Genomic DNA, 12812 nt, shown 5'->3' on the forward strand with positions numbered 1-12812 from the left:
GTCTAATGATAGATACCTTTTTTATAGTTAAAATTATCTACATAATAGCAAACATACGTTTGAAAATACTGCGTATTTTTGTTATACTAAGGATAGAAATTATGAGGATACTAATTTTTGTGAAAGTCAATCCATTAGCGTTTTAAGGAGGTGTTGGTATGGGTTCAGCTGATACAAATCGGATGTATATGTGTATTGATTTAAAGAGCTTTTACGCATCCGTAGAATGTGCCGATTTAGGTGTGGATCCCTTTACAACACCGTTGGTGGTGGCCGATAATTCGCGTGGCAAGGGAGCGATTACATTGGCCATCTCTCCAGCGCTTAAAAAGCTAGGCGTTAAAAATCGGTCTCGTTTATTTCAGATTCCGTCACACATTGAATACATTACGGTAAAGCCTCATATGAAGCGGTATATGCAGGCGTCGGCGCAGATTTATGGGACGCTACTAAATTACATATCCCCTGAGGATATTCATGTGTATTCTATTGATGAATACTTTATAGACATCACGCCATATACGAATTTGTACAAGAAAACACCTCGTCAGTTGGCTCAACTCCTGCTTGATGCGGTGCTCGACGCTACTCATATTTACGCTACTGTTGGCATTGGGACTAACTTATTCCTCGCTAAAATTGCCCTCGATATACTGGCGAAGCATGCGCCGGATTTTATCGGGTATCTTGATGAAAGCCTTTTTAAGGAGCAAATTTGGCATCATCAGCCCATTACGGATATTTGGCAAATCGGCAGCGGTATCGCCAATCGTTTGCGTAAATTTGGCGCCTTTGATTTGCATGGTATCACCCAAGTACCGGAACATAAATTATATAAGGAATTCGGTGTGAACGCAGAGCTGTTAATCGATCATGCGTGGGGTCGTGAGAGTTGCACTATTGCCGATATTCACGCCTATAGACCGTCTAAACATTCCCTTTCACAAAGCCAAATTCTATTGCGCAATTATACGACTGATGAGGCGCGATTGCCCATGCGAGAAATGGTAGAGTCCTTAGTCCTTGAACTGCTACAGATTAAGGCAGTTACAAAGTGTATTCATGTTCACATCGGCTATGCGGCAGAGGATGTAAAGTCCACTGGTGGATCCAGGACCTTAGTGCATTATACGGACTCATTTCAAGAGTTATGTCCAGCTGTACTAGCCTTGTTTGATAAATATAAACGGCCTCATGAGTTAATACGACGCATTGCCGTTAGCTTTGAAGATTTAGTTAATAAGGCCGCTGTACCGACTGAAATGGACCTGTTTAGTAATGCCTTAACGGATACAGCAGAGCAAGAGGAACATATACAGAAAACCATGCTGAATATTAAAGGACGTTTTGGTAAAAATGCTATCCTTCGTGCATCTAGCTTGCAAGAAGAAGGGACCATGCAGTTTAGAAATACATTGGTAGGCGGTCATAATGGAGAGTAGATTTTACAATAGGAATTGATGTATTGCGTGAGAGAAGGTATACATTCATGAAACATCGGATGTCGCGCTTGCAACGGGCTAAACAATTTATGCCTTTTGCGGCGTTAAAGGGATTTGAAACATTGCTGGCAGCCGTAGCACGGCCTAAGGAGAATCGTGTAGAGTTATCTGAGGACCAAATCGATGAATTAAATAAGACATTGCAAGCCATACGCTGTGGAGACTGGGTGCGAGTCGTTTATTATGATAATCATAAGTATGTAGAAATCATAGGGCCGGTAGATATGATTAGTGAAAGGCAACAAATTTTATCTATAGGAAAAAATATTTCTTTTTCTGATATAAAAACAATAGAGGTATTTTTTTAAGTGGGTAATCCTATTATTTTTATATAGGCCTATTAAGATGAGAATATATCAATATCGAAATATGTTATAATTACAAGTATATACTACTTCATCTTTGTTATATGGGGGGGCCGAAATGAAACTTGCTAAATCAGGAAGTGTTTTTAATATGGGAGATACTTCTATTCGTGTTCAAGAAGTTGTAGAAGTTAATCGATTAATTCTTAAGGTTTTAAATGGTTTCATTAATAGAATCCCTAAATGGGAGAGAAATAATAGTGCTCAGGCTGAGTTTTATAAATTGTTTATTAGTGAGGTTCAGCGCTTAGAGGAGAAGAGTGGAACCGGTTTATTTCAGAACTTATCTCGAAATTTAAGAGGTTCTGATTTAGATAAGAGAGGGAGAACCCTAACAAATGCTATAGTTAAATCTGGATTAATTGATGACAGAAGAAATGTTTCTAAGGTAGCGAAAGTTTATTTAGAAGAGAATCTTAAGGCAGATTCTATAGAAGAACTTTTAGGATTATCTCAAGATAACCTACTATATTTTAGACAATATATGAAGTTACGGGTCTATGATTCAGAAACTGATAAATATTTTTATTGTTTTAGATTTGCATTAAAGTTTTTGTGCCGATATGAAAATGTAAATAAAAAGCATTTTTTTTCTATTTTGGAGAGTATTCGGCCTAATATAAGTCAGGAGAAATTAAAGCGAGTTCTTGAATCTTATGAAGATGTAGTTAGTGAACGGAGTACGTTTGAGTCATATTGGAAGAAAAATTTTTTTAATGATTTTATAGATAAAGACGATAGTTTATTTGTTCGACAAATCTTTGAAAACGAGGATTATTCAGATGAGAATTTTATTAGAGCATTTCCGAATAGAAAAAGTAGTGAAATATCTTTAGAATATAAAAAGTTTATACTTTCTATCTTTGATTTTTTAGCTAATAGGTCTGTAGAATCTCTTTCACGATTAAAGCGTTTATCTACAGTCGATAAGATAAAAAAGGCTTTTGGCTTAGGGAAAAATCCATTTAACTTTAGTAGAAATAAAGAAACTGTAGAGTCATTTTGGAATAATAATAAAGATAATAGATTATTGTCTGGAAATTATGAAGATATTTATAACCAGTTTATACTATCTAAAACGGAGGATATAATTAGAGAGTATTCAGATATGTGTTATAGATACTTTAATATAACAGGAATTATTAACTTTTCAAATGATTTGGTAAACCTTAATTTCCGATATATTATAAAACCATTATTAGACAACTTAGGCGAAAAATTTAAATTAATTGGTGTCTCTCCACGTGAAGAGTATGAGCTTAATCTTGAAAGTCCCTGGTTTTCTAATATAGCACTAACTCGAATTTTAGCACTATCTAAAGATGAAATTAAAAAAATTTTTGAAGATATTGGATCTTGTTTAGGTATTAGCACAGATAAATTAGATGATAATCTCTCTTTAGTTGTAGAAAATCAAAGAGAAAGTGAATATAGGACGTTTATTGAGAAACGATTTCCAATTAATATAGTTATTGATATTTTGAATTATATTAAGAATAGAGATGACTCTCAAGTAGCTAGGCTAGTAACTGAAGAAGCTACGATTCCAACTATTTATGAATATATACTTACTATTGCTTGGTATTATTTATCAGATAAAAAAGATTTTAAAGTATATAAGATGTTTGGTGTATCTTTAGATGGTAATAAACTTCCGTTAGTTCATAAAGGAGGTGGAGCGGGTGATATTGAGGTTGTTACTGATAGTAATGCCACATTAATCGAGGCAACGTTGATGGATAGTAATACTCAAAAACGGGGCGAGTTAGAACCTGTAATTAGGCATTCAGTTAATTTTGCCTTACAACACAAGTCAAAACAAGTACAAACTATTTTTATTGCAAATGAATTAGATCCTAATGTAATTAATATTTTTAGGAGTATTAAAAATGTCGAGTTAAATGGTACTCTTATAGAGGGGACATATTTAGGGCTAAACATTTTTAGTTTTACTACTGATGAATTAATACAATTATTAGATAAAAAGATTTCTAGTGAAACTGTATTGGAAGTTCTAGAAAAATTTAATAAAGAGGAAATTGATGTTATTAGAAATGATTGGAGAATTCCGATTATTAAACATCTTTTAACTTAAGAAAAACCGATGAATTGACATGTCCCCTTTTTACTGATTGTCCAGTAAAAAGGAGACATATCAAATTTTCATCGGCTTTTTATATTCCTTAATATTAATAATTAGTTATTAGGACTTCGGTTGTAGATTGTTTTGAAGCAGTGGATTGGTAATTAGAATTATTGTAGTTATGGTTTAAGTAGTGAATTTTATATTGTTTAGCCCATTTCTTTAGTAGATGGTTTGTTTTGCCTTTATGGACTAATACGTTAGATAATGCAAATCGTATATTTCTATTATCTAAATCTGTTAGGAAGTTAAGTAAATCTATCTCATCGTTCTCTGACCAACCACCATTTTCATTATAAGAGGCTGTAGATAGTAAATATGGTGGATCAATATAAACAAAGTCGTTTGAGGAAAATGAGTGATTTTTGTATTTTCTAAAATCAGAAGCAGTAAATACAATGTCATTTGACTTTAATGCTTCTATAAACTGACATAGTTTATTTTTCATATTGATATTAAAATCACGTTTTCCGACAGGCATATTAAATTGTCCTATATTATTAAATCGAATTTGATTGTTAAAGGCGAAAGTTATAAGAACATAAAATGCAATCCATTTATCCCCGTTTTTAAAAGTATGATTATTAAAGTCTTTTCTTAGTTTCTCATAGTTCTTTTTGTTTACATCCTTTAATCCTTGAGATGAATTAGCGTTATAAAATGAATATCCATATTTATCTGTTTCTGAGAGTTGATAATCATTTAGTAATCTGGAGATTTTGGTCAATAGATTGGATATATTAGACTTAGATAAAAATTTATATAATTCGATAATATTAGTGTTGATATCATTAATAAATAGGCGACCATTATTTTTTACGTTGAGTGCAACATTAGCTCCGCCAGCGAATAAATCATAAAAATCGTGAATATCATTAGGAAATAAAGGGAGAATTTGATTTAATAATTTTGCTTTACCACCAGTATAATTAATTGCGGATTTTGTGAATTTATTTGAATTGCCAGACTTAGTTACTGTACATAAGTATAGAATCTCTTTGTGATTATCAATATGCGTTTTCCCGGTAGTGAAGGCTTGAAATGGTTGTTCGAAAATTTGGACGGAGCCTCGAGATTTTAAGATATCAATAATTTCCGTTTCTGATATTTTAGAATTAGAGCGACCATTTCCTTTTTGTGCCATATTGTTATAGGATACTAATATATATTTGGCCTTAATTTTTGAAATAAGGTCGGCAAATGCTTCAGGAGCCTTTTGGGTCGAATATGAAGATTTGATATGGGAACGATCCATTTTTTTTGCTACACCATAAACTTTGGGGAACTTCCAATCTATAATGTTCTCTAATAAATGATATGCATCGCTATATTGACGAGAGTTGTAAGGTGTATCAATATAAATTAAGTCGGGGGTTATTTGTTTTACTAGTTCATTAGCATCCATGTTGTAAATTTTATTATTGTTTGTATAGTGGCTAATCTTAGGTACTTTTAAATAGATGGGAGTAAATGAATCCATCTTTTTTCTATATGCATCATAGTGACCTACAGTGTTAGCAACTTTGTCCATAGCATACAATAAGGATGTTAATAGTATTGATCGTTCACGAGGCGACACTTTTAAGTTTTCTATTTCTTCACGGATGAGGCCGATTTTTCTTGCATTTTCATTGGAGAAATATAACCCACCAAAATTTATAGAGACATAATTATCATTTGTAGGAGATAATTGATTAAGATATTTAATATATTTTTTGATTTTCTTTTCGTTAACTGGATCACTACCGAACCATGTATCATATGAAATGACGTTAGAATGTAAAATATCATTTATAATAATTTGCATTCCTTGTGTATAGAAGGCATGTGCAACGACTCCAGTCCCCCCGAAGATATCTGCAACTATTTTTACATTAGAAGTGTGCTTTTTTACGATATTTAGAATAAATGGGAGCAATTTTTGCTTTGAGCCAAGATATCTGCGATTGGAGATTAGTAAGTATTCATTATCACTTTTTTCGATAAGACTTTTGTGCATTTGTTTTGCGGTTAAAATGTTAAGAATATTTTTCTCATCAGATGGTAACCAATCAAATTTGTTGTTTTTACCTGTCGTAGGTCTAGAGAGTAATCCTTTTTTCATCCAATTATAGAGAGTTTGTCTAGTTATATGATATTTTTTTTCTATTTCAGCTGTTGATAGACCCATTTTAAAATTACCTTTATGCATCACCATTTTTTTACAACTAATATAGTAACATATAATGCTACGTACAACAATAGATTTTATATTGGAATATGAGCGTTTTATTCAGAGGCCTATATAAGTATATCAATAGGTATTGACATTTATTCTCCTTCACTATAAAATAACATATGAAAGAACATTCATATGTTATTTTAATTCATATAGGATGAAGGCTTTCTGTGCTTTCAAATATAGATAAAGGAGATATCATGGAAGAAACATTACTTCTAAAGAATTTAAACTGTCCGAACTGTGGAGCGAAAATCGAAGATCGTATCCGTAAAATGGATGTGGTAGAAACAGCTAACTTTACACTTGCTACCCATCAATTAAAATTAACTGGGTCTTGGGAGGACCGTGAGGCTCTTAAGCGTGACATTCAAGATATCTGTGATGCTATCGAAGAGGGCGTAACAGTAGCTGATTACGAACGTAAATCTAAAGCGGCTGTGGATGATGGCCGTGAAAACAATCAGGACAATGACTCTGTAACAATTGCAGTTATCGTAGTAGGTCTATTATTTATGATCTATGATGCATTGACTTCCTTTGTTCCATCCATCGGATTGCCAGAATCTATTGAAACTCCGATTTACTACGTTGCTTATGTACTCCTTGCATTTCCTGTATTGCGTACAGCCGCGCGTAATATCTTAAAGGGTGAAATATTTGATGAAAACTTCTTGATGTCCATCGCTACATTAGGTGCCATCGCTATCGATGCATTGCCTGAAGCGGTTGGTGTTATTTTATTCTACCGTATCGGTGAATTCTTTGAAGAAAAAGCAACAGATCGTAGCCGTACAGAAATCATGAATGCTGTAGATATGCGTCCTCAAGAGGTGCGCGTTGTAGATACATGCGGCGGTGGCGAAATTGTAGTTATGTCCCCTGAAAAGGTTGAGGTGGGCTGGACTATTGAAGTTCGTCCTGGCGATTTGATTCCTCTAGACGGTACGATTCTTGAAGGTGAAACTCGCGTCAATACGGCTCCTGTAACCGGCGAACCAGTGCCTGTTCGCGCAGAACCAGGTACACAATTGATGTCTGGCTGCATCAATGAAACTGGCCGTATTACGATGCGCGTCGATAAGGTTCTAGAAGAATCCATGGTTACTAAAATTCTTGATGCTGTTGAAAATGCGGCTGCATCGAAACCTAAAATCGATAAATTCATTACGCGCTTTGCTCGTGTATATACTCCAATCGTAGTAGCCCTTGCCCTTGCTGTTGCGATTATTCCATCCCTCATTACTGGCGAATGGCATAGATGGATTTATACAGCCTTAACATTCCTTGTTATTTCTTGTCCATGTGCATTGGTACTAAGCGTGCCACTTGCATTCTTCTCCGGTATTGGTAACGCATCCAAACATGGCATCTTGCTTAAAGGTGGTCGTGTTATCGAAGCATTGGCTAATGTGAAAGCAGTAGCTCTTGATAAAACAGGTACTATTACATCTGGTGAGTTCAAAGTTCACAACGTAGAAACTGTAGGCTCTCATGTAAGTTCCAGTCAATTGTTATCCATGGCTGCAGCTATCGAAGCCGTTTCTACACATCCAATCGCAACAAGCATCGTGTCTGAAGCAAAAGATCAAGGCCTTACAGTGGAACCTTCCGATTTCGTTCAAGAATTAGCTGGCGAAGGCATGGTAGGTATGGCAGATGGTCAACAAGTACTTGTTGGTAACCGTCGCCTTATGGAACGCTATGATGTACAAGGCTATCCAACAGAACCTGCTGAATATGGTACAGAAGTTCTTGTAGCCGAAGGTAATACATACCTTGGCCGTATTATCATCGCCGATGAAGCTCGTCCAGATTCTGCTGAAGCGATTGCTGATCTTAATCGTCAAGATATTAAAACTGTTATGCTTACGGGTGATGCTGAAGCAAGCGCTAACTATATCGCCAAAGAAACGGGTGTAAGCGCAGTACGTGCTCAACTATTGCCTCAAGATAAATTGTCCGTTGTTCGAGATATTCGCTCTGAATATGGTCCTACCATGTTTGTAGGCGATGGCATTAATGATGCGCCAGTTCTTGCTGGTGCTGACGTAGGTGGTGCGATGGGTAGCGGCGCTGATGCGGCTATCGAAGCGGCCGACGTTGTGTTCATGCGTCCATCTTTGACCGCTATTGCACATATTCTTGATTTGTCCAAATCAACATTGCGCGTGGCTTGGCAAAACGTTGTATTCGCCATTGCTGTTAAAATCCTTATCATGCTGCTTGGCATCTTAGGCTATGCATCTATGTGGTGGGCTGTATTTGGCGATACAGGCGTATCCATCCTTTGTATCTTAAACTCTGTCCGCATCTTGAGTAGAAAATAATACTGATAGATAATAAACTGCTCCTACATTGTATTAGGCAATGAGGAGCAGTTTTTCTATGTAAAACTTTCACAAGAGAATTGAATAGTACACCTAAATAGTATATAATTTTAAAGATGAGATACAGTATTTTCGCTCGGAAGGAGGGATAACATGATTACGGTGTACAAGCACATAGAAGAAGAATTAGTAGCCGATTACACGGTATCAGATGCCACAAAAGGTTCATGGGTAAATTTGGTGAACCCAGACCCCGATGAGTTATCCCTTATCAATATTCTGACGGAAATTCCTACAGACGTATTAAAGACCGCCCTCGATATGGAAGAACGTTCTCACGTGGAGTTAGAGGACAATTATATCTTTGTTGTTATCAACATTCCTGTTGTTCGCGGCAATGATATGTACGATACGGTGCCACTTGGTATCTTTTTGACGCCAGATTTCTTTATTACCATCTGTTTAGAAGAATCTGAAGTGCTCTATCCGTTTATTTCTAATCAGATTTCTACGTTCTATACGTATAAAAAGACCCGTTTCTTGTTCCAAATTTTGTATCGCACGGCGACCATGTTCTTGCGTTACTTGCAACAAATCAACCGTCGTACCGACGATATCGAAGTCCAATTGCGTCATACTACAAAGAACAAGGACTTCTTCCAATTGTTGGAATTACAGAAATCCATGACATACTTTACGTCCGCTTTGCGTACGAATGGTACCGTTATGGAACGTTTATTGCGCTTGCGTGGTCACAGTTCCTATAAACACCTTCTCAAGATGTATGAGGAAGATGAGGATCTATTAGAGGACGTTATCATCGAGAATAAACAGGCCATAGAAATGGTTGAAATGTATTCTAATATCTTGATGAACATGATGAACGCCTTTACATCCATCATTTCAAACAACCTTAATATGGTTATGAAAATGTTGGCAGCCTTGACGATTACCTTGGCCGTACCGACCATTATCTTTAGCTTGTGGGGGACCAACGTGCCATTGCCGTTTCAAAACGATGAAAATGGTTTCTTCGAGGTTGTGGGCATCTCCGTGGCCTGTTCCATCGTGGCCATCATTGGCATGTGGAAAAAAGATCTTTTCTAAGATAATAACTATAATAGATATGCTGAAAGCTGGCTTTAGGCCAGCTTTTTTGTCTCTAATATAAGTAGTTCTACATGAGAGATATCTGAGGTTACCTCTATTCAATTGTTGCACACTTCAATACAAATCTGCTATAATATACCATTATGGAGAGGTGTCCGAGTGGTTTAAGGAGCTGGTCTTGAAAACCAGTGACTCCGCAAGGGGCCGTGGGTTCGAATCCCACCCTCTCCGCCATTCAATTTTATACTTATAGTATCAAAAGCAGTACTACTAGACGTATGATTGGCCGCTTGGCTATTGCCACTCTGTGCCTTAACGTTAGTAGTACTGCTTTTTTGTATGCTTTATTAATAGATAACATTAACTTTTCTTAACCACTTAATACGGTATGTTTTGATGTAACAGTAATGTAGCATTGATGTAATTTCTTTCTGTGCTATACTATGAGTGTTACTTCCCTAGACTGGTAACAGAAAGGGGGTTAGGCTGTGTTAGAGTTATTCATATCCTTAATTGTATCTATCATAGCAGGTGTAACTTGTCACTACATTTGCAAGTGGCTAGATAGATACTTCAGCAAGTAACTAGCACATATAAAAAAGACGGTATTCGCAGTACCGTCTTTTTTCTTTTGCGTTAAGCAATGTTAGTTATTCATTTCCTTAGTCAATTATTATAGTACATCGGATACTTAATTTTGTAAAGTATTAGATATTCACTCATTATGTTTGAAAAACTCTTTCTATTTATAGTATGATAGCTCTATATGTTATTTTTCTATAGAAAGGAGCTCGTATGAGTAGAATTGGTTTCTCACGAACTCAGATTTTAATTCTCGTCAGCGTTTGGCTAACGTTTTTGATTAGCTTTGTTATGCGTTTATCCTGGGCATCATTGATGCCGATTGTCAATGACGCATTGAATTTTACACCGCAAATGGGGACGTCCTATTTGTCTGCCTTTTACATGGGCTATGCCATCATGGTATTACCAGGTGGTATCTTAGCGGATAGAATCGGTTATCGCTATACTATATTGGTTAGTTTACTCGCCATGGCAGTCATCACTGCATTGATGAGTACCATTGATAATTATACCTATGGATGGGTGTTGCGTTTCTTATTAGGTATCGTATCCGGTCCTGTACAGGCTTCTTGCTTGAGTGCCATTGGGGATTACTTTGGTCCTAATCAACGTGGTGCAGCCGTTGGTATTTTCATGTCTTGTACATCGCTTGGGGTGGCGACTGTAAATTTATATGCCCCTTATGTAGCAACGAATTATGGTTGGCAAAATGCATTCCTCTTAACTGCTATGTTGCCAGTTCTTATCTTTATACTTAGCTACTTTACAGTTCGTAAGCCAAGTGCTGAAATCCTAGCTCAACGTGAAGCGGAGGCTCATGTCGAAGCAGTTCCTGTAGGGAACAAGCCATCCATAAAGGAAAACTTGATTCACGTGTTAAAAAATCGCAATATTCGTTGCCTTGCGTTTGCTGGCTTTTTCGCTACCGGTGCTACATGGGCGGTGGCTCAATGGTCAAACTTGTACATGGTAAAACAACTAGGTGTTAACGCCATCTATGCAGGTCATGTTATGTCCGCTTTTGGCTTGGCTGCACTTATTGCAAAGCCAACCATCGGTATTTTATCCGATATTTTGCCGATTAAGAAAAATCATTTAACAGCACTCGTTATGTTCTTATTTGGACCGGCCTTAATACTCTTTGCGAGCACCACAAACCCAGATATGCTCTTTATTACAGGTCCAATTCTTGGTATTGGCGCATTCATGCACAGTGCGTTGACGAATGCTCTCGTTGTACAATCAGCAGAACCTCACTTGCGAGGTACTACGGCAGGCTTTGTAAACTTATTCAATCAAATCGGCGTTATGTTGGCGCCTATGATTTTAGGTAGTATGCTAACTGCAACTGGTAGCTATAAATCTGCATTGATGACCCTTGCTATTGCACCAGTTATCGGTGCCGTTGCCTTGTTCTTTGTAAGACTAAAAAAATAAATTTCCCTTGTGAAAGCCATAAAACAAACCCTCATCGATAATGATGAGGGTTTTCGTATTTCTAAATGTTTTTGTAAATAATAATTAATGAGGACCTTGATCACCGCCATGGCCACCATCTCCGCGACCATCGCCATTACGACCGCCGCTGTCACGATTACCATCGTTGCGATGACTATCACGATTCTTGGTATCTCTAAAACCTTGAGGGCCAGGAGGTCCTTGTCGATCTGGAAGAGCAATATTTGGATTAGATGGTTGGAATTTACCCGTTTGAAGTGCATTTAAATTTGGTGAGAAGCGCCCACGATCACCTAAGCTATCTGAGTTAGGTCCGCCTACATGACCTGGTTGCAAGCTTGGCTGCATATTAGTTGGAGGTGCTGGAGGTGCTGGTATAACACGATCCATTGGCGTAGAAATAACAGCATCTGTAGGAGGCATGAGACCAAATAATACAGTCCGTGTCTGTTGATCGACTACAGGAGGGAATACTTGAGGTGGAATATATGGATTATCATATGTATAGGTAATCTTTTCCATCTCTTTAGACGTATTATAGATAAATTCCCCAATGCGTTGTGATGGGCTATTTGGCGCCGCCACATGTTGTCCATAATCCTTTGCTAACCGTTGTTGCGGTAATGTATCGATAGGATACCCATTTTCCGCATAGAATGTTGGTTTCGATATTTTCCACGCAGTCATCGTTACCGTTGCATTAGGTTGTTGTCTATAAAATGTGAAGTTTGTATCATAGTCTGCAATTACGTTATTTTTAGTGTATAAGCTCAATAGTCGAGCTTGTACCGTTTTATAATTAGAAGCCGTCTGTTTTGTATGAATTGAGCTAAGGTCGACATACATATGCTCGGTATCGCTAGAATACGCTAGCTGATATTGAGTGGGCTTTTGCTCTATTTCATATTGTGATATGGCAAATCCCGATTGCGAGGTACACAATAGGGTTCCCACGAGAGCTAATAAATATTTCATTATAATTCTCCTCTCCATGTGAAAAAAGTGTACCATGGTGTACTTAAGAATACATGAAAATGAGTAACATATTGTACTTTATACATATATATTTTACAATGTAGATGAATTAATGTACAGGGAGGA

Annotated in this window: 8 protein-coding genes and 1 tRNA gene; 7 read left to right on the top strand and 2 right to left on the bottom strand. The window is 36.8% G+C overall.

The window, feature by feature from the left end:
• Positions 1-158 precede the first annotated feature (158 nt).
• The 3 genes from HMPREF1477_RS07015 to HMPREF1477_RS07025 all read left to right on the top strand — a co-directional run bounded on the left by HMPREF1477_RS07015 (position 159) and on the right by HMPREF1477_RS07025 (position 3962).
• On the top strand, positions 159-1442 hold the full coding sequence (locus tag HMPREF1477_RS07015) for a hypothetical protein (protein ID WP_016476362.1): 1284 nt from the start codon (positions 159-161) through the stop codon (positions 1440-1442).
• Between the two features lie 47 nt (positions 1443-1489).
• Positions 1490-1810: a YolD-like family protein gene (locus HMPREF1477_RS07020; RefSeq protein ID WP_016476363.1), complete on the top strand. Its 321-nt coding sequence runs from the start codon at positions 1490-1492 to the stop codon at positions 1808-1810.
• Positions 1811-1925: 115 nt separating this feature from the next.
• Positions 1926-3962: an AlwI family type II restriction endonuclease gene (locus HMPREF1477_RS07025; RefSeq protein WP_016476364.1), complete on the top strand. Its 2037-nt coding sequence runs from the start codon at positions 1926-1928 to the stop codon at positions 3960-3962.
• Positions 3963-4056: 94 nt separating this feature from the next.
• Here HMPREF1477_RS07025 and HMPREF1477_RS07030 read toward each other — a convergent pair whose 3' ends face one another.
• On the bottom strand, positions 4057-6180 hold the full coding sequence (locus tag HMPREF1477_RS07030; RefSeq protein ID WP_016476365.1) for a Dam family site-specific DNA-(adenine-N6)-methyltransferase: 2124 nt from the start codon (positions 6178-6180) through the stop codon (positions 4057-4059).
• Between the two features lie 248 nt (positions 6181-6428).
• Between HMPREF1477_RS07030 and HMPREF1477_RS07035 the strand changes: the two genes are divergently transcribed.
• The 4 genes from HMPREF1477_RS07035 to HMPREF1477_RS07050 all read left to right on the top strand — a co-directional run bounded on the left by HMPREF1477_RS07035 (position 6429) and on the right by HMPREF1477_RS07050 (position 11690).
• Positions 6429-8558: a cation-translocating P-type ATPase gene (locus HMPREF1477_RS07035; protein ID WP_016476366.1), complete on the top strand. Its 2130-nt coding sequence runs from the start codon at positions 6429-6431 to the stop codon at positions 8556-8558.
• A 153-nt stretch (positions 8559-8711) separates the two neighbouring features.
• Positions 8712-9665: a magnesium transporter CorA family protein gene (locus tag HMPREF1477_RS07040; RefSeq protein WP_005378032.1), complete on the top strand. Its 954-nt coding sequence runs from the start codon at positions 8712-8714 to the stop codon at positions 9663-9665.
• A gap of 148 nt (positions 9666-9813) precedes the next feature.
• Positions 9814-9902: transfer RNA gene (locus HMPREF1477_RS07045), tRNA-Ser, on the top strand.
• 561 nt (positions 9903-10463) lie between these two features.
• Positions 10464-11690, top strand: coding sequence for an MFS transporter (locus tag HMPREF1477_RS07050; RefSeq protein ID WP_016476367.1), 1227 nt, complete (start codon positions 10464-10466; stop codon positions 11688-11690).
• Positions 11691-11774: 84 nt separating this feature from the next.
• Here the strand turns inward: HMPREF1477_RS07050 and HMPREF1477_RS07055 are convergent, their stop codons facing one another.
• Positions 11775-12686, bottom strand: a complete 912-nt coding sequence (locus tag HMPREF1477_RS07055; RefSeq protein WP_016476368.1) for a hypothetical protein — start codon at positions 12684-12686, stop codon at positions 11775-11777.
• Positions 12687-12812: the final 126 nt, after the last annotated feature.

It is taken from the genome of Veillonella sp. HPA0037 (assembly GCF_000411535.1).
Lineage (GTDB): Bacteria > Bacillota > Negativicutes > Veillonellales > Veillonellaceae > Veillonella > Veillonella atypica.

Coding starts and splice junctions, on each gene's coding strand:
- HMPREF1477_RS07015 (WP_016476362.1), top strand. CDS start 159: ATGGGTTCAGCTGATACAAATCGGATGTATATGTGTATTGATTTAAAG.
- HMPREF1477_RS07020 (WP_016476363.1), top strand. CDS start 1,490: ATGAAACATCGGATGTCGCGCTTGCAACGGGCTAAACAATTTATGCCT.
- HMPREF1477_RS07025 (WP_016476364.1), top strand. CDS start 1,926: ATGAAACTTGCTAAATCAGGAAGTGTTTTTAATATGGGAGATACTTCT.
- HMPREF1477_RS07030 (WP_016476365.1), bottom strand. CDS start 6,180: ATGGGTCTATCAACAGCTGAAATAGAAAAAAAATATCATATAACTAGA.
- HMPREF1477_RS07035 (WP_016476366.1), top strand. CDS start 6,429: ATGGAAGAAACATTACTTCTAAAGAATTTAAACTGTCCGAACTGTGGA.
- HMPREF1477_RS07040 (WP_005378032.1), top strand. CDS start 8,712: ATGATTACGGTGTACAAGCACATAGAAGAAGAATTAGTAGCCGATTAC.
- HMPREF1477_RS07050 (WP_016476367.1), top strand. CDS start 10,464: ATGAGTAGAATTGGTTTCTCACGAACTCAGATTTTAATTCTCGTCAGC.
- HMPREF1477_RS07055 (WP_016476368.1), bottom strand. CDS start 12,686: ATGAAATATTTATTAGCTCTCGTGGGAACCCTATTGTGTACCTCGCAA.